This window comes from Streptomyces sp. NPDC101151 (assembly GCF_044768335.1).
Lineage (GTDB): Bacteria > Actinomycetota > Actinomycetes > Streptomycetales > Streptomycetaceae > Streptomyces.
Map to the genome: position 1 here is coordinate 37,778 of NZ_JBIWPP010000036.1, position 22,864 is coordinate 60,641.

Genomic DNA, 22,864 nt, shown 5'->3' on the forward strand with positions numbered 1-22,864 from the left:
GACCTCCGCAGCATGCGGTGACATCGCCGGCCTGAAGCTGTGGCTGGAGACCACCGGCCACAGCGCAACCGTGTCCCGGGCCGCCGGCCCCGTGACCTCCGCAGCATGCGGTGACATCGCCGGCCTGAAGCTGTGGCTGGAGACCACCGGCCACAGCGCAACCGTGTCCCGGGCCGCCGGCCCCGTGAGCGCCGCAGCACGCCATGGCTAACGCAGCCGGGCCGGACACCGTGCCGGCCCAGGCACGGCTGACGACGGCAGCCCCGCACGCCGCACCCGTGGTCGCCGCACTGGACATCGGCGGGACGAAGATGGCCGCGGCGATCGTCGAGACCGCCGGCCGCCGCCTGCACAGAGCACTGCGCCCCACCCCCGCAGACGGATCACCCGCCCGACTGGCCGCCACGCTCAGCGACTTGATCGACGAGCTGCGCACCTCCGCGTGGTGGCCCGCCGTGAGCGCGGTCGGCATCGGCAGCACCGGCCCCGTCGACACCTGCACCGGCACCATCACCCCCGTCAACATCCCAGGATGGCAGGCCTATCCCATCGCCGCCGAGGTCAGCCGCATGACCGCCGGACTTCCCGCCCGTCTGGCGGGCGACGCCGTGACCATGGCGCAGGGAGAACAATGGCTCGGCGCGGCCCGCGGCGCCGACAACGCCCTGTGCATGGTGGTGTCCACCGGGGTGGGCGGCGGCCTCATCCTCGGCAACGAGATCCACACCCCAACAACCGGGAACGCCGGGCACATCGGTCACATCAGCGTCGACATGAACGGCGACGTGTGCGTGTGCGGGGCCCGCGGCTGCGTCGAGACGATCGCCAGCGGGCCGGCCATCCTGCGGCACGCACTGGCCCGGGGACGGCGCCCACCCCAGGGCAGGGCCCCGACCACACAGGCCGTCGCCGCAGCAGCCGCAGCGGGGGAGGGGACAGCCCTTGCCGTCTTCGACCGCGCAGGCCGGGCACTGGCCGCGGCCATCGCAGCCACCGCCCACCTCCTCGAACTCGACCTGGCCGTCATCGGCGGCGGCGTCGCCCAGGCCGGACGCATCCTGTTCGACCCCGTCCGCGCCCACCTCGCCGACTACGCCACCCTGGCCTTCGCCTCCTCCCTGAAGGTCCGCCCGGCACTCCTGGCACAGGACGCCGGACTCGTGGGCGCCGCAGCGGCAGCCTTCGCCTGCCAGGATCCAAAGAAGCGGACACCGGGCCTTGCCCCGGGCTCCCCGCGGCCCCACAGCCCCATGCGGCCCTGCTGAGCCGCAGCAGACACCCCGGACGGCACCCGCCCCCCAACCCCCGCACGCGGGGCCCCGACCTGCTTGCGGAAGCGCACGCCAGGGTGCCTGCAAAGAGGCCCGGCGCCGGGCCCGCCGCGCACAGGAGTTCCCGGCATAAGGGGCAAAACCCTCTGCGCGGCTACGCTCCGACGCACCGAAGCCGATGTTTTTGTCCGACTGTGCCCGTATATGCCGATCGGAATGTTCCTCGCAGCCGGTGATGTGCGTCACCCGGCGCATGGCGTCCCTCGCGCCGGCGTCTGTGACGTCCGCGCCGATAAGGCAAGTTGAGGAGATCCGGCTCTCCGGGATCTTTCCCTCCCGGTCTCCGGGACGCAGGCAAGGGTTGTCCGCTCGGGTTTGCCCGTTTACGGTCGCGCTCATTTCCAGGGGATGCCGGCGCCGCTTCCCCGGACATGTCCATGGAGCACCCGTCCGGGTGGAGCACGACCGAGGGATCCACGGCTGGTCACCGGCCGGCCCGTGCGCAGCGCCCGCAGCTGCCGGGCAGCCCGGCTGGGCGGGCCCCCTCGCCGGCGCAGGAAAGGACCGCGCTATGCAGGCAAGAGGAAAGCACCGCCGCGTCACGCACACACAAACCGGCAGGCACCGACGCCCCGGAAAGGTCTCAACGGGCCCTGGGCTGACGGTCCTGGGCATCGGCGCCGCCGCACTGACCCTGCCGGCGATCGGCGCGGTCCCGGCCGCCGCCGCACCGCACAAGACCGTGGCGGGCACACACCCGATCACCCAGGCCGCCCGCTTGCCGGCCGTTCAGCAGCGGCGCACGACCTATGTCGTGGTCGCCGGGGACTCCCTGTGGGCGATTGCCGACAGACACGCGCTGCGCGGCGGCTGGAAAAGACTCTACGAGGACAACCGCACCCTCATCGGCGACAACCCCTCACTCATCCACCCGGGCGCGAAGCTCACCCTCAACGGCCGTGCCGGGCGGGCCCCTGGCACCGCGTCCGCGGACGGCCGGGCCGACCGGTCCCCCCACCGCACCGCCCCCGCGCCGGCAGGCAAGCCCTACCCCCACACCCTCGACGGCTGGATCCGCACCTCTCTCAAGATCATGGCCCAGCGCAAGATCCCCGGCTCGTACCAGGGCATCCACCGCACCGTCGTGCGCGAGTCCTCCGGCAACCCGCGCGCCATCAACACCTGGGACTCCAACGCCGCAGCCGGAACGCCCTCCAAGGGGCTCATGCAGGTCATCGACCCGACCTTCCGGGCCTACCACGTGCCCGGGACGTCGTGGGATCCCTACGACCCGGTCGCCAACATCACCGCCGCCTGCAACTACGCGGCCGCCCGCTACGGGTCCATCGACAACGTCGTCGGCGCCTACTAGTGCACGCCGCCCCCCCGGGCCGTCACCTGAGTTGTCTTGACACCGACTCTTTGCCGGTCTATAAAACGATCATCCTCGATGCGGTAATTGCCGGTACCGGGCCGATGTATTCCGGTGCGGGGACGGGTGTGTCACCGCGGCACGGATTGATGCCGGCGCGGAGGACACCGAAGCAATGCCGGTGATCCTCGGTTATTCGGGCCTGCTCAGTGCATCACAACATGTCACGGCAGGTTCGTCTGCCCGACCGGAGTGTATGCGTACAAGGCCCTGGCCGGCCGGTGCTGTCCGGCCGGAGCGGGAATCCGCGTGAGCCGCGGCCAACTGCCCTGCTGTGCCCTCTCGTTTCCTTCAGACCCTCCCGCGACGGCGCGGGCGTTCCCGGCCCGCACCGGCCCGCACCCGAGTGGGGGCGACGGTCAGGCAGGCGGCGGCCCGGTCGCAAGCGGTACGTGCGCGTGAGCGCGCGACAGCCGGTGCCGCAGTCGGCGCCGCGAGCAATGGGAATGCCGATGACTGAGATCAGGAATTTCGCATGCCTTGGTCCCTGTCCTGTGTCGACTCTGAGACTGCGCCTGCCGTGCGCGCCGAAGGCGCCGGTCATCGCACGCCGCGCGGTACGGGCCATGTTTCCGGAAAGCGCTGAATTCGAAGTCGCCGTGCTGATCGTTTCGGAACTGGTCGCCCACGCCGTCGACCATGGTGTTCCGTCCATCGTGCTGCGGGTGACCCGGCACTGTGATCGCGTCCGGATTTCTGTCGGCGATGGCCGCCCGGCCGCGAACGGCAGGGCGGCACGGGTGGCCTTGGAGATCACCCGGGAAAGCGGGCCGCGGCATGGATGCCGGTAGCGGCTTCGGCCGGGGGAGCGGGCCGGGGGAGCGGGCCGCAAGCGCAGCGGGCGCGCCCGCCCGCACCGATATTCATGCCTTGACATTGATGCCATGGCAATCCAGGCTGGTTGTCCGTAACCCCGGCCGGTGCACCGCGTGTTGGCTGCCGGCGGCACCGGACACGCACCGGAGTGTGAAACCGCCCCGGCCTCCCCGCCGCCTCAAGACCCGATGCTTCTGCCCCCGGACCGGCCAAGCGGCCGGCCCTGGGGCGGGAGACGGGCAGTGTCCCCCGCGCCGGGACACTGCCCAAGCGCCCCCTCGGCAACCGAACCACCGGCCCGAGGGGGCGCCTGACCTCCCACCCCCCGGACCCGGACCCGGACCCGGACCCGGACCCGGGGGGTGGGGCCGGCTGTCCGCCTTCGCGCATACGGGCTCCGCGGCCGCTTCCCGATGTCTTGACAACTACTGCCGCGGCATTCACGCTGAAGCGTGTCTCCAGGCAACGGTCTTCACGATCACCTCGGCTACTGGCTGCGCCGGCTCTCGGACGAGGTCGACCTCAGCTTCGAGCGCGCCCTCGCCGGCCATGGGGTCACCGTGGCGCAGTGGAACGTCCTCATCACCGTCTACCACGGCCGCGCCGGCAACATCCGCGCCGCCGCCAGGCACATCGGCATCGACACCGGTGCCGTATCGCGGCTGGTGGACCGCCTGGCCGACAAGGGCCTGGTGCGCCGCGCCCCGGACCCCGACTCCAAACGCAGTGTGATCCTCAAGCTCACCCCTGCCGGTGAAGAGCTCGTCCCGCACCTCATCGTGATCGCCGACCTCAACGAGGCCCGCTACTTCGGAAAGCTGGACGCAACCCGGCGCACCCAGCTCGAGGCATCGATCCGGGAACTGCTGGGTGAGACAGCCCCGTCACCTCCTGCCCCACCGCAGCGGGGCGCCCCGGCCGGCCACCACATGCCCGCGACGGTCCGAGCTGTCACCAAGGCCGTCACCCTGGCCAGGCCGCCGCAGGAGGTCTTCTCCTTCCTCGCCGACCCGGCCAACTGGCCGCTGTGGGCCGTGGCCGACGTCAAGGCGATCGAACCCGAGGGGGAGTCCGGCTGGTGGCGCGTGAGCACCCCGCGGGGGCCGGCCAGGCTCCGCATCCGCTCCCACCGCGAACTGGGTCTCCTCGACCATGACTACATCGAACAGGACGCCCGCTGGAGCGTGCCCGCCCGCGTGGTCCCCAACGGGGAGGGCAGCGAGTTCATGATGACCTTCATGAAGCCCCCCTCCTTCACCGACGACGTCTTCGACGCCCGAAGCGCCCTCATCGACACCGCACTGGCCGCCCTCAAGGACGTGCTGGAGAGCCGGACGACGGGCACACCCGGGCCGGGGTGACAAGGACCTTGGGCCTGTCCGCAAGAGCGCGCGGGAAAGGGGCTTACGCGGGGAAGGCGGCGCGCAGCTGCTCGACGGCTGCGGCATCGAGCCGAGCCGTGAGGAAGGCCAGCGTGTGCGGATGCTGCGCGCGCGGTGCGCCGGCGAGGGCGTCGGCGGTGACGGCGATGCGTTCGTGCGGGCTGATGTGGGGGAGCCGGTCGGCCGCCTCGTGCAGCCTGAAGTCCGCGCTCATGCAGGCGTGGAACGCTCCCGTGATCTGCGAGGCGACGTCGCGGTCGCCGGCGGCGCGGGCCAGTGCGGGCCAGGCGAGCGACTCCTCGGTGTGCAGATGCGCGAGATACCTGCTGATGACCTGGCTGAGCGCGAGGTAGAAGGCGTGGGCCGCCTCGGTCAGGTCGTCGGCCTGCGCCGAGACGATGTGGACACCGGCCGCCGTCAGCTGCTCGAACACCGGCTCCAACTGCTCGTGCTGGGCCTCGAGTTCCTCGACGATCTCCGGGGCGCAGGCACTGAGCACGGGGTGGACGAAGCGGTCCTCATGGCCGGTGTGTTCACGTAGTTCGGTGATCAGCTGCTGGGCGCGGTCCACCAGCGGGTGCAGGGCCTGCCGGGTCGGCTCGCTGCGGCCGGCGTCGGTGCTCAGAGCGAACAGCCGGGCCCGGTGCGCCTTGTGGACCGTGCGGTAGGGGTTGATGGTCCTCGCCATGCGGTGCTCCTGTGTGCTCGCCCGAAACCGCGCAGATGTCGTTGCCGGCGAGGGCTGTGGGGGATCGGTCAAAGGACTGGGCACCGCCGTGCACGTGCCGGGGCAGGGCCGGGGGAGGGCGCTTGCCTGCCTGCGCGGGCCGTGGTACGTACCCGTGCCAGGCCGGTGCGGCTAGGGGACGGACAGTGTTGCCCACGTGGCCTTGCCGGCACCTGTGCGGCGGTAGCCGTAGGTGGTGGCCACTGCGGCGACCACCAGCAGTCCGCGCCCTCCCTCTTCGTCGAGTCGAGGGGTCCTCCAGCAAGGAGGCACCGGGCTGCTGTCGAAGACGGAGATGTGCACACGGCCCTCACGGCGAAGGACACGCAACACGATCGGCGGGGCACCGTACTCCACGGAGTTGGTGACGAGTTCGGAGACCACCAGGGCCACGTCCTCGCTATGGCCCCATTGAGCCAGTACGGCGCCCACTGCGTGGCGTGCGATGGCCGGTGCCGTCCGGGCGGCCGGCAGATGCAAGGTGAGCGCGGCGGCCCACGAGGCGGGGGACACGGCGGGCAGCGGGGCGGAATGCAGGCCGGCGGACATCATCCACCCCAGTACTCACTGCGCCGGCTTCGCTGGGCCGGGATGCGCGGGCGCGGGCCGGGACGCTCTCCCGCGTGCATCAGTGCGGCGATCAGCAGATGCACCAGGGCGGCGGGCAGCAGTTTCGACGACTCGGGCGGGTGCACCCACCACACAGGCCCCTCGCCGGGAATGCTGGTGGGAGGCAGGGCCACCCAGGAACCGGGATGCAGCATCACCATGTGCTGCGCGGCAGGCAGCGGCCGGCAGTGCGGTGGCCGGTGCACCGTGGGGGTCACGGCCTTGACGAACAGCCATGCTCGGGCGGGAGTCGCCATGAGCGGGGCGGGGGCCTTGATGGTGAACAAGGCTTTGCGCAAGGCCCGGTACAGCGGCTGGGGGACCTGGAGCACGCCCACACCCTGCGAAATGATCACGGCCGGCCCCGCGTTGGGTGCCCTGCGCCACTGGCTCTTGATCGTCGGCGGGTAGTCGCTGGCACTCGCCCACCAGCGGTCGTCCAGCGGGTGAACCCCAGGTCTTGGACAAAAGCGGTGCCGGCAGCTGCATGATCCATCGCCTCGTGTGGAGGCCAACGGGAATATCCGGCCCAACAGGGAAAGAGACTCGACATTGTCGATCACGGTTCACCTCGTGACATCGGGAGCCGGCGCAGCACCGGCAGGCCGCTGCCGGACTCCTGGGGACAGCAGGTTGAAGGACCCGGCATGGACGGGGGAGCCCGCGTCGAGCAGTCGGGTCTGCCGGCACCGGTCGCTGCCACGGCGGCAGATCCACCCCGGCCAAGCAGAGCCGCGGCCTGCGCCCTTCGGTCCGACGTTCCCTTTGCCAGGGTTGGCCGGTTTTATAGACCGGCAGAAATGGCCTGTCAAGACGCTTTCCTCTGCTCGCACCCGCGGTCCGCCGGCCCGCCCGCGACAGGACAGCCGGCCGGGCCGGCCAACTCGTGTGCGCCGAGCCGTTGCTCGCCTTGCAGCGTTCCCGCCGCGCCCCCGCACCGCCAATCCCCAACAGGCAGCCATCCGGCCTGTGTCCACCCGCCGCCTCGGCCGGGGGAAAACTTGCCGGCTGTTGCTGCTGCGTGCGCTGCCCGCCGCACCACGGCGGCACGCCGGCATACCGGCGCAGCGAACTGCACGAAGGTGCAGATCCTGCACGGGCTCGTTGACGCTTTTGTGAAACACCTACCTAACATGCACGTATTCGGCCGGCCTGCACGGCAGGTATGCGGCCGGCATGCACGGCATGTATTCGGCTGGCACGCACGGCATGTATGGGGCCGGCACGCACAGACAGGGCACCTCGGTGAGATCCAAGGACATCGATTCCCGCCGCTGGTGGCGCGACGCAGTGATCTACCAGGTGTATGTCCGCAGTTTCCTGGACAGCACCGGTGACGGCATCGGAGACCTGGCCGGGGTGCGGACGGGGCTCGCCTATCTGAAGAAGCTGGGTGTGGACGGGATTTGGCTGAGCCCGTTCTATCCCTCGCCGCAGCACGACCACGGCTATGACGTGGCCGACTACCGTGACGTGGACCCGGTCTTCGGTGATCTCGCCGAATTCGACCGGCTGGTGGCGGCCGCGCGGCGGCTGGGCATCAAGGTGCTGCTGGACATCGTGCCCAATCACTGTTCCATCGAGCACCCCTTTTTCCGGGCGGCCCTGACCGCTGAGCCCGGCAGCGCGGACCGGTCCCGTTTCCACTTCGCCGACGGCCGGGGCCCGGGCGGCGCACAGCCGCCGAACAACTGGCATGCGATGTTCGGCGGTTCGGCATGGACCCGCATCACCGAGGCGGACGGCCGCCCCGGCCAGTGGTATCTGCACCTGTTCACGCCGGAGCAGCCGGACTGGAACTGGCGCAGTCCCGACGTCGCCGCGCATTTCGACCAGGTGCTGCGTTTCTGGCTGGACCGGGGTGTCGACGGATTCCGTATCGATGTGGCGGCCGGTCTGTTCAAGCACCCGGAGCTGCCCGACTCCCCGGACCCCGAGGCCGATGCCCGCACCCGGGACTCGGTCAACCCGCTGGCCTGGAACCGGCCCGAGGTGCACGGGGTGTGGCGGCACTGGCGGGCGGTGTGCGAGCAGTACACGGCGCGGGACGGCCGCGAGCGGCTGCTGGTCGGTGAGGTGTCCGTGCCCACCGCCCGTGAGCAGGCCAGGTACGTGCGCCCGGACGAGCTGCATCAGGCCTTCTTCTTCCAGCTGCTGTGCGCGCCGTGGAACACCGATGCCTTCCGCAAGGTGATCTGCGAGGCGATGCAGGACATAGCCGGCACGGGGTCGACGGTCACCTGGGTGCTGAACAACCACGACCAGGTCCGCACCGTCACCCGCTACGGCGAGCCGGCCCCGCAGGGCAGCCCGCTGGGGCCGGCCCGGGCCCGTGCCGCCGCGCTGCTGATGCTGGCACTGCCCGGCGCCGCCTACATCTACCAGGGTGAGGAGCTGGGGCTGCCCGAGGTCGTCGATCTGCCCGACGACGTGCTCACCGACCCGATCTTCCGCCGCACCGGCAGCCGTGCCCGTGTCCGGGACGGGTGCCGGGTGCCGCTGCCGTGGTCCGGACAGGCCTCGCCGTTCGGGTTCACCTCCGGCGCCCAGGACGTCAGGCCATGGCTGCCGCAGCCGCAGTACTTCGCCCAGTACGCCACCGAGCGCGCGCTGAGCGACACCCGCTCGTTCTGGCACCTGTACCGCGAGGGCCTGCAACTACGGCGCTCCCTGCCCCAGTTGGGGGAGGGCTCGCTCAACTGGCTGCACACGGCGCCGGGCGTCCTCGGCTTCGTCCGCGGCGGCAGCCTTGTCTGCGCCGTCAACTTCGCCGCCGCCCCCACACCCGCTCCGGCTGCCGGCACCCCCCTGCTGGCCAGCGGACCCTGCCCGCCCGGGGTACTGCCGGGTTCCACCGCCGCCTGGTGGATCAGCGACACACCCGGCCGGTGACCACCTCCATTTCTTCCCCCTCTTGTGACCGCTGCTGTGAAGGGACACCCGATGATGCGACGACCCGCCCCCCTGCTCGCCGGCTGCTCGGTGCTGGCCCTCGCGCTGGCCGCGACCGCCTGCGGGGGCGCCCCGGACCCCTCCGGCGCGAAGAAGCCGCTCAGCGGCCAGACGGTCACCGTGGCCGGCGTATGGACCGGCAGCGAGCAGAAGAACTTCCAGAAGGTGCTGGACGCCTTCGCCGCCAAGACAGGCGCCACGGCCCGCTTCGCCCCCACCGGGGACAACGTCTCCACCGTCATCGGCAGCAAGATCGAAGGCGGTGACGCTCCCGACGTCGTGATGGTCCCTCAGCTGGGCGTGCTGCAGCAGTTCGCCAGGAAGGGCTGGCTGAGAGCCCTGTCGCCCACGGTGAAGCACGCCATGGACACCAACTACGCCACCGCCTGGACCACCTACGGCACCGTCGACGGCACCCTGTACGGCCTCTACTTCAAGGCCGCCAACAAGTCCACCGTCTGGTACAGCCCCGACGCCCTCGCCCAGGCCGGCGTGAAGCCGCCGAAGACCTACGACCAGATGCTCAAGGCCGGCCACACCCTCGCCGACTCCGGGCTCGCCGCCTTCTCGGTCGCAGGTCAGGACGGCTGGACGCTCACCGACTGGTTCGAGAACGTCTACCTCTCCCAGGCCGGACCCGCCAAGTACGACGCGCTCGCCGCACACGAACTGAAGTGGACCGACGCCAGCGTGGTCAAGGCACTGACCGTGCTCGGCAAGCTCTTCAAGGACAGACAGCTGATCGCGGGCGGCGCGAAGGAAGCCCTCAACACCGACTTCCCCGGCTCGGTGGAGAAGGTGTTCGGGCCCAAGCCGAAGGCCGGCATGGTCTACGAGGGCGACTTCGTCGCCGGCGTCGCCCACGACCAGTACGCCAGGACCATCGGCAAGGACGCCGACTTCTTCCCCTTCCCCGCAGTCAACGGTGGCGAGGCGCCCGTGATCAGCGGCGGCGACGCCGCCGTGGTCCTCAAGGACGGCAAGAACACCGAGGCCGGCATGAAGTTCGTCGAATACCTCGCCACCCCCGAGGCCGCCGCCGTGTGGGCCAGGGCGGGCGGCTTCCTGTCCCCGAACAAAAGCCTCGACCTCGGCGCCTACAGCGACACCGTCACACGCGCCGTCGCCCAGTCCCTGATCAGCAGTGCGGACTCCGTCCGCTTCGACATGTCCGACCAGGCGCCGGCGGCCTTCGGCGGCACCAAGGGAGCGGGCGAATGGAAGATCCTGCAGGACTTCCTGCGCGACCCGTCCCACCCCAAGAAGACCGCTGCCAGGCTCGAGGCAGCAGCGGCAAAGGCCTACGGGAACTGACCGCCATGGCCACCCCGCCCGCACCCGGCCACCGTCGGGCCGGGGCGCCGCACACCGCGGCCCGCACCCGCTCCGCCCGGCGACGGGCACGGATCCTTGCCGCCGTGTTCGTCCTGCCCGCACTGCTGCTGCTGGGCGCCCTGGTCGTCTACCCGGTGCTGTTCTCCCTCGGCCGCAGCTTCTTCGACGCCTCCGGCACCCGCTTCGTCGGCGCCGGCAACTACACCGAGATGTTCCGCGACCCGGTCACCCTCAAGGCCCTGCGCAACACGCTGATCTGGGTGGGCGTCGCTCCCCTCCTGCTGACCGGACTCGGGCTCGTCCTCGCCGTCCTGGTGGAGAAGATCCGCTGGGCCACCGCCTTCAAACTGCTGATGTTCATGCCCATGGCGGTCTCCTTCCTCGCCGCCGGCATCATCTTCCGCCTCGCCTACGACGACGACCCGCACAAAGGCGTCCTCAACGCCGCCGTCGTCTCCGTCCACGACCTGGTCGAGCCGGCCTCGCCCTACCCCGCCGCCTACGCCCGCACCGGCCAGGACCTCACCCGCCACCACGACGGCTCCTACCGCACCCGCGTCCAGGTCTTCCCCGGCGACACCGTCGCCCTGCCCGTGATCGGCATCCCGCCCAAGGATGTGCCGCACGATGCCCGTCCCGCCCGCCCGGCCGCCCTGGCCCGGGCAGAACCGGACGAGGTACGCGGCGTGGTGTACCTCGACTTCAGCCCCGGCGGCCACGGAAAGCCCGGCCGGGTCGACGGCGGCGAAAGCGGCCTGCCCGGCACCACGGTCCAGCTCCTCGACGAAGGGACAACGGCAGCCACCGCCACCACCGCCGCCGACGGCTCCTTCCGCTTCCCCCGCCTTCGCGCCGGCCCCTACGTCCTGAGCCTGCCCGCCGCCGACTTCACGCCCCCCTACGACGGCGTGAACTGGCTCGGCCCCACCCTGATCACCCCCGCCGTCATCGGCGCCTACCTGTGGATCTGGACCGGCTTCGCCATGGTCCTCATCGGCGCGGGGCTGTCCACCCTGCCCAGGGAGACGTTGGAGGCGGCCCGCATCGACGGAGCCAGCGAATGGCAGGTCTTTCGCCGCATCACCGTTCCCCTGCTGGCCCCCGTGCTGACCGTGGTCCTGGTGACCCTGGTCATCAACGTGATGAAGATCTTCGACCTCGTCTACGTCATCGCCCCCGGTCCGGTCCAGCAGGACGCCACCGTGCTGGCCACCCAGATGTGGCTGGTGTCCTTCGGCGGCGGCAACGACCAGGGACTGGGCAGCGCCCTGGGCGTGCTGCTGCTGCTGCTCGTCGTGCCCGCCATGGTCTTCAACGTCCGCCGGTTCACCAGGACACAGCGTTGAAATCGGCCCGCCGCAGCCAGCGCAGCAGCCTCGTGCAGGCCTTCCTCGTCCTGATCGGCCTGGTCTGGCTCACCCCCGTGGCCGGGCTGCTCGTCTCCTCCCTGCGCTCCCCCCGCGACACCGCCACCGCGGGCTGGTGGACCGCACTGGCCCACCCCGGCCATCTCACCGCCGCCAACTACACGGCCCTGCTGGGCAACGCCGGCATCACCCGCGCCTTGTGGAACACGGTCCTGATCACCCTGCCGGCCACGTTCGCCGTCGTAGCCATCGCCGCCCTGGCCGGCTACGCCTTCGCCTGGCTGGACTTTCCCGGCCGCGACCGGCTCTTCCTCCTCGTCGTCGCCCTGCTGGTCGTCCCCGTCCAGGTCGGCCTGCTGCCGGTGGCCAAACTCTTCGGACAGCTCGGGCTGTTCGGCACCGTGCCCGGGGTCGTCCTCTTCCACGTCGCCTACGGACTGCCGTTCGCGGTGTTCTTGCTGCGCAACTACTTCGCCGAGATACCGAAGGAGATGCTGGAGGCGGCGCGGATGGACGGCGGCAGCGAATGGCGCATCTTCCACCGGCTCGTCCTGCCCCTCGCACGGCCCGCGCTGGCCAGCCTGGCCGTCTTCCAGTTCCTGTGGGTGTGGAACGACATGCTCGTGGCCCTGCTGTTCGCCGACAGCTCCGCCCAGCCCCTGACCGTGGAACTGCAGTCACAGATCCGCCAGTTCGGCAGCAACATCGACGTCCTGGCCCCGGGCGCCTTCCTCTCCCTGATCGTGCCCCTCGTGGTGTTCTTCGCCTTCCAGCGGCACTTCGTGCAAGGCGTCATGGCGGGCTCGGTGAAATAGACCGCTTCCCAAGAACAGAGCGGGACCGAGGTCTGTTGCCATAACCCACACTCAGCCGCGTGGCCCGAACGGTGTGGGGCCCGCTGGTTGCTCGTCGCGGCCGACAGTGCGTGCTCGCAGGCTCGCGCCGGATGGTTCAGGGTGAAGATTAGGGGTCTTCCCCAGGGCCGGCCCGCCCGCATGCAAGGCATGGTGAGACAACCCCGCCAGCAGGCGGGCGCGGCGCGGTGGGGCCCCGCCGGAGGTCCGGGCCGCTGCCTGCAACCGGCGGGCCGCTGCGCGTGCGCAGCACCGCGGGCCCGCTCCGGGCCAGGTTGCGCCGATGAGTCCGCAAGCCGGACATGCCCGTTGCCGGCCCCGGCCCCGCAGTCCATGCGCCGCTCGCGGCCATCAGCCTACGTAGATGACGACCTGCGCCCCTAGCGCGTGACGGCGAAAGGCCGCCTGTGGCCCAGCACAAGACCGATCTGCCTGTCCCCGTCCACCTTCGCCCCCAGGAGGCCGCAGATCTGCCAGGAGTCCTGGAGTTGATCAACGAGATGCGGCTGCCGGGCGAAGCCGTTCTCCGCCCCGCTGCGTACCAGCACCTGACGGCCCAAGGCCGGGTGACGGTGCACGTCGGCATGGACCCGCTCGGCCGCGTGCTCGGAGCCATGGGCACCTCGCTACGGGCGGGCGACGGCAGCGGGCTCATCCACTGGCTCTACGCCCGGCAGGACGCCCCGCACATCACCGCGGCCCTGCTCTCGCAAGCCTGCACCACGCTGGGCCCGCGCCGCCTGTATGCCTTCAGCGAGCCCGGCCCCTCGGCCCTGGCAGCCGTGCCGGGGCTCCCGATAGGCCACCGCTACCGGCTTGCCGACGCCCTCATGGGCGCACGCTTCATACCCTGCTCCTCCCAGCGTTTCCTTCTCCTGGACGACCTGACGTACCTCGAGCAGCCTGTGGCCGCGAGGGGCGGTGAACCACCGACAAAGGTCACTGCCCTGGGGCGCAACCGCGGCTGGCTGCTGGCCAAACGCCAGGGCAAGGCCGTGGTGGCCTCCGCGGTACTGCTGGCTCCGCGAGAAGGCACCGCGCTGCTGTGGCAGTTGCACGTATCCTCCCGCCACCGCCGCCGAGGCATGGGCAGCCGCCTGCTGGGCCAGTGCCTGGACCTGGCCGACGCCAACGGCGCCCAGCGGGTGGCCGCCTACGCCGACCGCGACGACAGCGCCCTGTACCACATGCTCCTCGCCCACCACTTCTGTCTGGTGGACACCCTGGTCGCATACCGGCGCGGACCCTGAGATCACCTTCTCTTTCGGGTGTCTGCCGACGGGCTGGGCCGGTTCTCGCTGCCTGATGTGCCTGATGTGCCTGATGGTCTGCCCGTTGATGCGGGATTTTCTCGCCCGTGGATGCGTTCGGGGCGGGACGGGCGGGGCGGGCCGATGATGACCGGGTCCGTGGGTGATTTGAGCGAGGGGCCGTGGAATGGCGAATGTTGTGCTGGTGCATGGGTTGTGGGTGGACGGATCCAGCTGGCGCCTGGTGATGCGGGAGTTGATGGACCGCGGCCATCACGTCACGGCGGCACAGCTGCCGCTGACGTCGTTGTCGGATGATGTCGCGGCGGTGCGGCGGGTGCTTGCGCAGCAGGACGGCCCCGTCGTCCTGGTGGGGCACTCCTACGGCGGTGCGGTGATCTCGGCGGCGTCGCACGGGGCGCACGCGGTGTCCGCCCTGGTGTTCGTCGCCGCCGTGGCGACGGGCCGGGGCGAGGCTGCCGAGACGGTGCTGGGACGGTTCGCGCCCTCGGAGGGGCTCGGGGCCCTCGTGGCCGATGCCGAGGGCTACCTGACCATGGACCGAGACCGCTTTCCCGCCCTGTTCGCCGGTGATGTGCCTGCGCGCGAGGCGCAGGTGATGGCTGCCTGCCAGGTACCGGCGGCCGGCGCGTGCCTGGCGGAGCCGGCCGGCGGGGCGGGCTGGCACGAGCGGCCGTCGTGGTACGTGCTGTGCACCCAGGACCGTACCGTCACCCCGCAGGCCCAGCAGGCGATCGCCGACCGCATCGGCGCCACCGTCATCACCGCCGAGGCCAGTCACGCCGTTGCGATCGCACGGCCCGCTGCCGTCGTCGAAGCGATCGAATGCGCAGCGCTCACATGGGTGTGACGCGCTGAACCACCCCTTTCGGGTCACCAGCCGGCAGCCGGGCCGACCCATTCACGCCCCCGCCATCGGCCCGGCTGTCCTTCCCCCCGGCACACCGCGCACCCGCCCGGCCGTGCCCGGGCTGTGCTCACGAAAGGCGAGTGGGCGGTATTCCGGTGGCCGTGGCCAGGCGGAGGATCTCCTGGGCGAGCCGTCCGACGTCCTCCCGGTTGAGCAGTTCGGCGATCTCCTCCACGGGCAGGCGTCCGTGGACGGCCTGTGCCGCGGCATCCGCCAGCTGGTTCGTCACCTGCTGGAACTCCTTGCGCAGTTCACGCAGTTCGGCCTTGAGGAGGATCGCGTTCACCCGTGTGCTGAGCAGGAGGGCGTCCAGGGGCTTGGGCATGTAGTCCTCTGCTCCCAGCTCCAGACAGCGAACGACGCTGTCCATCTCGCCCAGCGAAGAGATCATGACGATCGGGGTGTCGCGAAGCCGGGAGTCCTTCTTGATGACCTCGAGCGTGGAGTAGCCGTCCATGTCCGGCATGAGGATGTCCAGCAGGACCAGATCGAAGGGGGCCTGCCGCAACAGCTTGAGGGCTTGCCGGCCGTTGTCGCACATTGCTGTCTCCAGGCCGGCCAGTTCGAGCCGGTAGGTGAGCATCAGCCGGCTGATGCGGTCGTCGTCGACCACAAGGACCTGGGCTCTTCTCCTGGTCATGTGACGGCTCCTGACGGCTGGACGGCCCGGTCCCGGAAGGGGCCCGGCAGTCGGCATGCCTGCTTGTACCGGGCAACCGCGTCACCGGGGCCTGTGTCGGTCCCGGGCCCGTTCAGCTGCGCCACCTGTGGGTGGCATGTTCCGGGCCGTTGACGTGGTTGCACGCCGGCCTTCAGCGTTCCGCGCCGCCCCCGGGCGTGCTGTCGTCCATCCGGCGGGTCTGGCGGGGGAACGATCCGGCTCCGTCGGGGGGACACCCCTCACGCACCGCCGGCGGCGGTCACGACCCGGCGCGGCCGGCGCGTTCGCTCACAGCGCGGCCGACGAGAGCCTCACCCCGTCGCCGGGCGCCCCGCAATGACGCCCTGCGCGAGCATCAGCTTCCTGTCCTGCACGGCTTTGCGCGCGATCAGGTAGGAGGCTTCCACGGCGTGGGCGAGGCGGGCGGCCAAGGCCAGGTCGCCGGCGCCGGCCAGGGTCTCCAGCTGCTGACACAGGGAGGTGAGCTGTTGCAGACCGAACGTTGTGCCGTTGGACTTCAGCGTGTGGGCGGCCCGGTGCACGGCCGGTGCGTCGGCCTTCTGCATGCCGTGGCGCAGGTCGTCGATCAGACGGGGCGAGTCGTCCAGGAAGGCGTTCATCAGGGCGAGCGCGGCCTCGGCGCCCAGGGAGTCGGCCAGTGCCTGCACGGCGGCGGGGTTGATGACCTGTGCGGGGGCGGCCAGGGCTGTCCTGGGCGGTGAGGCGGGTGCGGGTTCGGTGCAGCCGTGGCTCGGATCGAGACGGGCGAGGGCGTCGGCCAGGGTGGCCAGGGCGAGGGGCTTGGTGAGGTAGTCGTCCATGCCGGCGGCGATGCACGCGGCGCGATCCTCCCGCATGGCACTGGCGGTCAGGGCGATGATGCGCGGCCGCCGGCTCTGCGGCCACCGACGGTGGATCGCCCGGCAGGCGTCCAGACCGTTCATGACGGGCATGTGGATGTCCATCAGGACGACGTCGTAGGGCGTGCGGTGCAGGGCTTCGAGCGCCTGGGCCCCGTCCCCGACCGCATCCGCCGAGTAGCCGATCTTGGCCAGCATGCGCAGGGCGAGCTGCCGGTTGAGACCGTTGTCCTCGGCCAGCAGGATCCGCAGCTGCGCCGGCCGCCGGGCCGGTCCCGGCTTGACCACCGTGCGCGGCACCTGTGCCGCCTGCTGGGGCACCAGTGCCCGGCACAGGCTTGCATGGAGCTGCGCGGCCTTGATGGGCTTGGTGTGGTGGGCGCAGAAGAGTGCCAGGTCCTCGGGGCGGGTGCCGGGCTTGCACAGGGACGTCAGGAGGATCATCGGCAGGCCCGGGCGGTGGCGGCTGATCTGCCGGGCGAGGGCGACGCCGTCCATGCCGGGCATCTGCATGTCCAGGACCGCCACATCGAAGGGGTCGCCGTCGCGGATCCGCGCCAGGGCTTGTTCGGGCGATCCGCAGGCACCGACCTGCATGCCCCAGGCGTCGGCCTGGTGGGCGAGGATCATGCGGTTGGTCGGATTGTCGTCCACCGCCAGCAGGCGCTTGCCGCGCAGCGCGCTGAGCGCCTCGGCGGGCTGCGGTCGCGGCGGCGGTGAGGCGGCTGCCCGGGCGGCGATGGTGAAGTGGAACGCCGAACCGTGTCCGGTGGCGGAGTCGGCCCAGATGGTGCCGCCCATCAGTTCCACCAGATGCCTGCTGATGGCCAGACCCAGACCCGTGCCCCCGTAGCGGCGCGTGGTGGAGGAGTCGAGTTGTTCGAACGGCTCGAAGAGCTGCTGGATCCGGTCACCGGGGATGCCCACTCCGGTGTCGCGGACGCAGAAGTGCACGTCAAGGGCGCCTTCCGCGCCGCCGGTGGGCGCTCCCGGTGACGGGGCCGTGCGGCTGTCGGGCCCGCGCGCGGCCTCGGCGGGCCCGCGGGGCTCGGCACGGGTGACGGTCAGCACGATCTCGCCGGCGTCGGTGAATTTCACCGCGTTGCCGAGCAGGTTGACGATGATCTGCCGCAGCCGCGGCCCGTCCCCGATGATCTCTGCGGGCAGGTTCGGGTCGATGACGTAGGCCAGGTCCACGTCCGTCTTCTTGTGGGCCTTGGGGGAGACCAGGTCGAACGCCGACTCGATGCACCGGCGCAGGTCGACCGGCATGTGCTCGAGCTCGAACTTGCCCGCCTCGGACTTGGAGAAGTCCAGGATGTCGTTGATGATCGTCAGCAGGCTGTCGGCGCTGGTGTGGATGTTCTCGGCGAAGTCCCGCTGTTCCTCGTCCAAGGGCGTGTCCAGCAGCAGCTCCGCCATGCCCATGACCGCGTTCATCGGGGTGCGGATCTCGTGGCTCATGCTCGCCAGGAACGCGCCCTTGGCCCGGTTGGCGCTGTCGGCCGCCTGCGCCGCCGCCGTGAGCGCCCGGGCGGCGATCTCACGCTCCCGTACCCGGCCGAGCTGGCCGATCAGATCGGCGATCAGGGCCAGGTCCGGCTCGCTCAGCTGCTCCAGGCCGGCGGTGAAGAACTCCACCACGCCGCAGCTCGCCTGGTCCACGAGGACGGGGAACGCCACCGATCCGACCACCGGGCCGGGGTGCGGCAGGACCTCGGCCCACTGGGCCGCCGGCTCCAGCGGCTGCGGGCCGTGCGGCACACCGGTGGCGTGGGCACGCACGGCGACGGGGGAGACGGTGCGCTCGGCCAGCTCCCGGGCCCCGCAAGGCAGGGGCGCCGACTGCGCCCGCGTGCACCACAGGGGCGAAGCCGTGAGCGGGCCGGCATCCGCCTGCGCGGCGGCCTCGTCGACGGCCGTGGCCGTGTAGGCGTGGGCGGCGGGCCAGTCCATGTAGTCGCAGATCAGCGGCAGCCCCTTGGCCAGGGCTTCCTCCCAGGTGGCCGCCGTGTTCGCGGTGGTGGCAACGCCCTGCAGCAGGTGCAGGGAACGGGTGCGCTCCCGCAGTTCCGCCGTGCGCACCCGTACCTCGTCCTCCACGGCGCTGTAGCTCTCCTGCAGCCGGCCGACCATGGTGTTGAACGTGGCCAGCGTGGTGATCTCCTCCTGGCCCTGCACGCCGGCCCGCCGGTGCAGGCGGCCGGCGGCCCGCTTCCTGGCGGCCCCGGCCACCCCGGAAAGACGCCGGACGAAGCGGCGGGAGAGCAGCGCGGTGAGGGCGCCGATCAGCGCCAGCCCGACACCGATGATCACCAGCAGTACCGTGTTGTGCGTGTGAACCACCTCGATCCGCGTGCGCAGCATGTGCTCTTCCCGGTCGACCATCGCCTCCCACAGCCGCGCATGGGCCCGCACTGCGTTGCCGGCCAGCTCCTGCGCGCCGGCGGGGACCGCATCGGCCGCCCTGCCCGGTGCCCCCTGCGCCCGCGTCGCGCCGACCAGCGCATCGACCGAGGCATCGGCCAGCAGCGGCGCCGGCGCGGACCTGAGCGCGGTGTCCTTGCCGGTGGCGGCGGCCGCGCCGAACGCATGGTCGAGGGCGTCGTCGAGCCGGCCGAGCTGCACGGTGAGCAGGTCACCCGCCTGGCGCGGACCGGCGGCCCGCGCGGAGGTGCCCGCGCTCTGCTCGGCAACGAAGACCTCGTCGCCGAGCAGGCTGATCCGGTTCACCAGCTGCGGTTCCAGCGTCAGCATCGCCGCACCGGTGTAAAAGGTGTCCAGCCGGGGATCGAGACGGAGCCTGGACACATCGCCCAGGTACGCATAGAGCGCCAGCACATTGCCGATCAGCTGGGCGGTGCCGTCCGCGCTCAGGGCATCCACCGGGCCGGCCGCCTTGACGCCGGCCCATTCGCCGGCCAGCTTGGCCGGCGCGAGCTGCTCCTTGCCCTCTATCTGCAGGGCCGCACTCAGCTGCTGCTGCAGAAGACCGCCGGACCCGGTCAGACGCGCGAAGTCCCTGTCGACCGCCGTCCGGGCCGCGGCGATCTGCGATGTCTGCGGCCGGCCGTGGGCGGCCCGGGTGGACAGCGAACGGTATTCGAGCAGGTCCAGGGTCAGCGCGCTCAGCGGGCGCAGGAAGGCGGTGCCCCGCAGCTCGCCCCTGGCGGCGTCGACGCTGCTGTTTTCCTGGTTGACCAGATAGAGGGCCGCCACGGTCAGCGGGACGAGGAAGGCCAGGGCGAGGGCACCGAGCCTGTGCCAGATCCGCCGGGCGCGCCCGTGTCCGCCGGACGGCGGTGGCTGGTGTGCCACTGGAGCCCGGAAAGCCAGACGATCGTGGCTCCTCACAGGTGTACGCCCCTCAGCGGCTCGCGGGCCGGCCCAGTACCTGCACCGGCCTGCTGCTGACTCACCAGTGTGCGGCAAAGAAGTCACGCTCGCATGTGACGCCCGCGGACGCGACCGTCGGCACGGCGGTGGCGGGCCGGGGACCGGCCCGGTCGCCGCCGTGCCGGCGGGGGTGGAGAAACGGCCGTCGCCGGGCGCCGGGGCGACGGCATCCCGCGCGGCATCACGGGCGTCGGGCCGCAGGGGCCACGGGGCGGACGCGGCGCCGCGGGGCGCGGCCGGGCAGCGAAACCGCTGCCCGGCCCTGGACATCAGCCCAGGCCGCAGGTCTTGCTGCACGCCCGCCCCGGACCGGACGCGTTCCGGAGCGGCTGCGCGGCGAGCCGCTCGACGAGGGGGGTGGCCGCGCAGCGTGTGGCGATGCCGAGTGCCTCCTGCTCGGCACGGGCCGCCTCCTGCCCGCGGCCCGCGGTCCGCAGGGCGGCACCGTAGTCGGCGAGCGCCGTGGCGTACGCGAGGCGGGCGGGGCTGGAGCGGAGCCGGTTCACGGCTTCGGCGAGCCGGTCCAGGCCTCCTGCGGCGGGGTCCTGCAGCAGCCCCAGGACACCCAGCGCCGTGCCCCAGGCGCGCGGCGCGCTCCAGTTGCGTGCCTGGCGCAGGTTTTCGTAGGCCATGCTCAGCGCCTCCTCGTCCCGGCCGAGCGCGTGCAGGCACAGGGCCGCCTCGGTCCGCCACGGGACCAGGGCGGGGTTGGCTCCGCCCGCTGCCTCGAAGGCGCTGCCGGCCGCCAGGGCCTCCTGCAGCGCCTGCTCGCACTGGCCGTGCAGGCGCAGCAGTCGGCTGCGGCTGCACGGCAGGGAGGACTTCAGCGCCAAGGTCGCCGGATTGGTGCAGTGGGCCCAGGCCAGGGCCCGTTCGGCAGCGGGCAGGCGGCCTTGTGCCATCAGGATGTCGGCCCACAGCGGGCCGAGGACGAAGCGCAGCGGCGTCGGCGAGCTCGCCTCGGCGGCGTGGACCGCCTGCTGCGCATCGGCCTCCGCTTCGGCCAGCTCACCGCGGGCCAGCCTGGCCATCGCCCGGTAGGTCAGCGCCTGCGCCAGGCTGTGCAACGACCCCGTACGGCGGATTCGGTCCAGTGCCCTTGCGATGCTGTCCAGGGCTTCTTCGCGGTCCGCGCTGATCAGGACCAGCCAGGCGAGGGGGAGGGCGACATCTCCGCCGGTTTCCTGGGCAAGGTCGCCGGAGACGGAGCCGTGCGTCGCCTGCAGGGCGCGCAGCACCGCACGCGGGTCGCCCAGGACGGCTTCGTGGCCGGCGATCACACAGTCGAGGGCCTTGCCTCCCAGCGTCGGGTGTCTTCGCTGGTGCCGGGCGTGTGCCACCTGCCGCAGGATGTCGTGGCGCATCTCCGGCCGGCCGGGCTCGTAGAAGGGGATGCTGAAAACGCACGCCCGCAGGTGATGCAGCAGCTCCGTCTCGTCGTCGGGTGTCTCGCCCAGGGCGCCGGTCCACACCCGCAGGGCCTCCTCGCTGCGGGCGCTCAGAAGCAGCGCGCGGCCGAGCGGGAGCGCGATCTGCGCGTGCCTGTGCGGCTGCACGCCGCCCGGCTGCCGCTCGGGGGCAAGGGTTTCGACCGTGACCGCGGGATCCGCCAGCCGGGCCGCCCGGCCGAGCGCGCACAACAGGACGGGCATCTGCTGCTGCGCGGCGGGTTCCTCCAGGCACCGGCGCAGATACACAAGGGCGGCCTCGGGCGATCCGCGTGCCTGCGCGGCCTGCCCGGCCCGCAGCAGGAGCCGGGCCGCCTCGGCGTCAGCGCCGGGCGGTGTGCGCAGAAGATGGACGGCCGCCTCCTCCACGGGCCGGCCTTCGGCGTGCAGCAGCTGTGCGGCCCTGCGGTGGCCCGCGGAGCGCTGGTCGGCGGGAAGGGCGTCGTAGAGGGCGGTGTGCAGCAGCGGATGCACGAATCCCAGGTGCTCCCCCTCGCCCTGCCCGCGCCGCTCCAGCACACCGGCATCCTCCAGATCCCGCACCGCGCTCCGGGCCGCCCCGGGCGCCAGGCCGGCCAGGTGAGCGGCCACGGCCGACGGGCAGCTGCCCCCAAGGACGGCCACCGACTCGGCCAGGCTCCCGCACGGCGCGGGCAGCCGCCGAACAGCCGCCAGCATCCGGTCGGTGAGGGTGCGGCTGCTGTGCGCGCCGGTGCGCCTGGCACCCGCCGCCGTATCGGGCGCGGGCTGCTGGGCCGCCAGCGCCCGGGCGAGGTCTTTTGCGAGCAGGGGATTGCCCCCGCAGGCCTCCCGGTACGCGTGCGCCCAGGCCGCAGCCGTCTGCCGGGGCGTCGCGGACCGTGCGAACTCCTCCTGCATGATCGATTCGATCGCCTCCGGGCCCAGGGGCGGCGGATACAGCACCTGGCCGGCCGGATGAAACATGATCGTCTTCAGCGGGCCGTCCGCAAGGAGAGCAGGGGGATGGGCGGGCTCTGTCCTCACCGCCACGACCACACAGCACGGAAGCTGTTCGATCCGCTGCACCAGGTGTGTGAGGAACTTCAGCGAGGCGAGATCGGCCTCGTGCAGATCATCGATGAGCAGGGCCAGCGGCCGGTCGCCGCACAGCTCGCAGACGAGGCGGAAGAGGCTGTGCGAGACGCACGGCCCGCCGTCCGCGGCCTCGGGCGCAACGGCAGCATCCAGGGCCCGCGCGGCCTGATCCCTCACGTCCCCGGGCTGCTCGTGCCAGTCCTGCCGCTCCTGCCGGTCCTGCCGGTCCATGGTGCCCGGCCGTCCGGCGAGGGCGGCGAACAGCTGCCGTGCCACGGCGAAGGGAACGTCCCGCTGGAGCGGGCCGGCCCGGGCCAGGGCGACCTGGAAGTCGGGCATGGCCAGCGCGCGTGCCTCGGCCAGCAGGCGGCTTTTGCCGATGCCGTCGGGCCCCGCCACGATGACGAACCGGCCGCTGCCCGACCGCGCACGGGCCAGGCTCGACGCCAGCACACCACGCTCGGCGTCTCGTGCCCGGAGCCCGCCAGCGATGGCCATGGCCCCAGTATGCGGGACT

General features: G+C 71.7%; 17 protein-coding genes. 11 read left to right on the forward strand and 6 right to left on the reverse strand.

The window, feature by feature from the left end:
• From ACIRU3_RS38750 to ACIRU3_RS38770, 5 genes are all read left to right on the forward strand, one after another.
• Positions 1 to 211: hypothetical protein (locus ACIRU3_RS38750; RefSeq protein ID WP_404066996.1), on the forward strand; the 211-nt coding region annotated here is incomplete at its 5' end.
• Positions 204 to 1,265 carry an ROK family protein gene (locus ACIRU3_RS38755; RefSeq protein WP_404066998.1) on the forward strand — a complete coding sequence of 354 codons (1,062 nt, stop codon included), beginning with the start codon at positions 204 to 206 and terminating at the stop codon, positions 1,263 to 1,265. The genes ACIRU3_RS38750 and ACIRU3_RS38755, both read left to right, overlap by 8 nt.
• A 577-nt stretch (positions 1,266 to 1,842) precedes the next feature.
• Entirely contained in the window at positions 1,843 to 2,643 is an 801-nt protein-coding gene (locus tag ACIRU3_RS38760; RefSeq protein ID WP_404067001.1) for a transglycosylase SLT domain-containing protein, read from the forward strand.
• Between the two features lie 512 nt (positions 2,644 to 3,155).
• Complete coding sequence (locus tag ACIRU3_RS38765; protein ID WP_404067004.1) at positions 3,156 to 3,494, forward strand: hypothetical protein; 339 nt, start codon at positions 3,156 to 3,158, stop codon at positions 3,492 to 3,494.
• A 477-nt stretch (positions 3,495 to 3,971) separates the two neighbouring features.
• Complete coding sequence (locus ACIRU3_RS38770) at positions 3,972 to 4,880, forward strand: MarR family transcriptional regulator (protein WP_404067007.1); 909 nt, start codon at positions 3,972 to 3,974, stop codon at positions 4,878 to 4,880.
• A 43-nt stretch (positions 4,881 to 4,923) separates the two neighbouring features.
• Here ACIRU3_RS38770 and ACIRU3_RS38775 read toward each other — a convergent pair whose 3' ends face one another.
• The 3 genes from ACIRU3_RS38775 to ACIRU3_RS38785 form a co-directional block, all read right to left on the reverse strand.
• Entirely contained in the window at positions 4,924 to 5,589 is a 666-nt protein-coding gene (locus ACIRU3_RS38775) for a hemerythrin domain-containing protein (protein WP_404067010.1), read from the reverse strand.
• A gap of 171 nt (positions 5,590 to 5,760) precedes the next feature.
• The gene (locus tag ACIRU3_RS38780) at positions 5,761 to 6,180 is read right to left on the reverse strand and encodes an ATP-binding protein (protein ID WP_404067013.1); all 420 of its coding nucleotides are present in this window, start codon (positions 6,178 to 6,180) and stop codon (positions 5,761 to 5,763) included.
• Entirely contained in the window at positions 6,177 to 6,800 is a 624-nt protein-coding gene (locus ACIRU3_RS38785; protein WP_404067016.1) for a bifunctional DNA primase/polymerase, read from the reverse strand. The genes ACIRU3_RS38780 and ACIRU3_RS38785 overlap by 4 nt, the downstream gene beginning before the upstream one ends.
• A gap of 646 nt (positions 6,801 to 7,446) precedes the next feature.
• On the opposite strand from ACIRU3_RS38785, the gene ACIRU3_RS38790 reads away from it, so the two are divergent.
• From ACIRU3_RS38790 to ACIRU3_RS38815, 6 genes are all read left to right on the forward strand, one after another.
• Positions 7,447 to 9,129 (forward strand): glycoside hydrolase family 13 protein, encoded by a 1,683-nt coding sequence (locus tag ACIRU3_RS38790; protein ID WP_404067083.1) that lies wholly within the window; start codon positions 7,447 to 7,449, stop codon positions 9,127 to 9,129.
• A gap of 51 nt (positions 9,130 to 9,180) precedes the next feature.
• Entirely contained in the window at positions 9,181 to 10,503 is a 1,323-nt protein-coding gene (locus ACIRU3_RS38795; RefSeq protein WP_404067019.1) for an ABC transporter substrate-binding protein, read from the forward strand.
• Between the two features lie 5 nt (positions 10,504 to 10,508).
• The gene (locus ACIRU3_RS38800) at positions 10,509 to 11,870 is read left to right on the forward strand and encodes a carbohydrate ABC transporter permease (protein WP_404067022.1); all 1,362 of its coding nucleotides are present in this window, start codon (positions 10,509 to 10,511) and stop codon (positions 11,868 to 11,870) included.
• Complete coding sequence (locus ACIRU3_RS38805) at positions 11,867 to 12,706, forward strand: carbohydrate ABC transporter permease (RefSeq protein WP_404067025.1); 840 nt, start codon at positions 11,867 to 11,869, stop codon at positions 12,704 to 12,706. Before ACIRU3_RS38800 ends, ACIRU3_RS38805 begins: the two co-directional genes overlap by 4 nt.
• A 446-nt stretch (positions 12,707 to 13,152) precedes the next feature.
• Positions 13,153 to 13,995 (forward strand): GNAT family N-acetyltransferase, encoded by an 843-nt coding sequence (locus ACIRU3_RS38810; RefSeq protein ID WP_404067028.1) that lies wholly within the window; start codon positions 13,153 to 13,155, stop codon positions 13,993 to 13,995.
• Positions 13,996 to 14,182: 187 nt separating this feature from the next.
• Positions 14,183 to 14,866: an alpha/beta fold hydrolase gene (locus ACIRU3_RS38815; protein ID WP_404067031.1), complete on the forward strand. Its 684-nt coding sequence runs from the start codon at positions 14,183 to 14,185 to the stop codon at positions 14,864 to 14,866.
• A 127-nt stretch (positions 14,867 to 14,993) separates the two neighbouring features.
• Here ACIRU3_RS38815 and ACIRU3_RS38820 read toward each other — a convergent pair whose 3' ends face one another.
• The 3 genes from ACIRU3_RS38820 to ACIRU3_RS38830 all read right to left on the reverse strand — a co-directional run bounded on the left by ACIRU3_RS38820 (position 14,994) and on the right by ACIRU3_RS38830 (position 22,845).
• Positions 14,994 to 15,566, reverse strand: a complete 573-nt coding sequence (locus ACIRU3_RS38820; protein ID WP_404067034.1) for a PleD family two-component system response regulator — start codon at positions 15,564 to 15,566, stop codon at positions 14,994 to 14,996.
• Positions 15,567 to 15,898: 332 nt separating this feature from the next.
• The gene (locus ACIRU3_RS38825) at positions 15,899 to 19,765 is read right to left on the reverse strand and encodes a response regulator (protein WP_404067038.1); all 3,867 of its coding nucleotides are present in this window, start codon (positions 19,763 to 19,765) and stop codon (positions 15,899 to 15,901) included.
• A 347-nt stretch (positions 19,766 to 20,112) separates the two neighbouring features.
• Positions 20,113 to 22,845, reverse strand: a complete 2,733-nt coding sequence (locus ACIRU3_RS38830; RefSeq protein WP_404067041.1) for an ATP-binding protein — start codon at positions 22,843 to 22,845, stop codon at positions 20,113 to 20,115.
• Positions 22,846 to 22,864: the final 19 nt, after the last annotated feature.

Bases quoted from the DNA above. Each gene is read 5' to 3' on its own strand.
- ACIRU3_RS38755 (WP_404066998.1), top strand. From the start codon at position 204: ATGGCTAACGCAGCCGGGCCGGACACCGTGCCGGCCCAGGCACGGCTG.
- ACIRU3_RS38760 (WP_404067001.1), top strand. From the start codon at position 1,843: ATGCAGGCAAGAGGAAAGCACCGCCGCGTCACGCACACACAAACCGGC.
- ACIRU3_RS38765 (WP_404067004.1), top strand. From the start codon at position 3,156: ATGACTGAGATCAGGAATTTCGCATGCCTTGGTCCCTGTCCTGTGTCG.
- ACIRU3_RS38775 (WP_404067010.1), bottom strand. From the start codon at position 5,589: ATGGCGAGGACCATCAACCCCTACCGCACGGTCCACAAGGCGCACCGG.
- ACIRU3_RS38780 (WP_404067013.1), bottom strand. From the start codon at position 6,180: ATGATGTCCGCCGGCCTGCATTCCGCCCCGCTGCCCGCCGTGTCCCCC.
- ACIRU3_RS38790 (WP_404067083.1), top strand. From the start codon at position 7,447: ATGTATGGGGCCGGCACGCACAGACAGGGCACCTCGGTGAGATCCAAG.
- ACIRU3_RS38795 (WP_404067019.1), top strand. From the start codon at position 9,181: ATGATGCGACGACCCGCCCCCCTGCTCGCCGGCTGCTCGGTGCTGGCC.
- ACIRU3_RS38800 (WP_404067022.1), top strand. From the start codon at position 10,509: ATGGCCACCCCGCCCGCACCCGGCCACCGTCGGGCCGGGGCGCCGCAC.
- ACIRU3_RS38815 (WP_404067031.1), top strand. From the start codon at position 14,183: ATGGCGAATGTTGTGCTGGTGCATGGGTTGTGGGTGGACGGATCCAGC.
- ACIRU3_RS38820 (WP_404067034.1), bottom strand. From the start codon at position 15,566: ATGACCAGGAGAAGAGCCCAGGTCCTTGTGGTCGACGACGACCGCATC.
- ACIRU3_RS38830 (WP_404067041.1), bottom strand. From the start codon at position 22,845: ATGGCCATCGCTGGCGGGCTCCGGGCACGAGACGCCGAGCGTGGTGTG.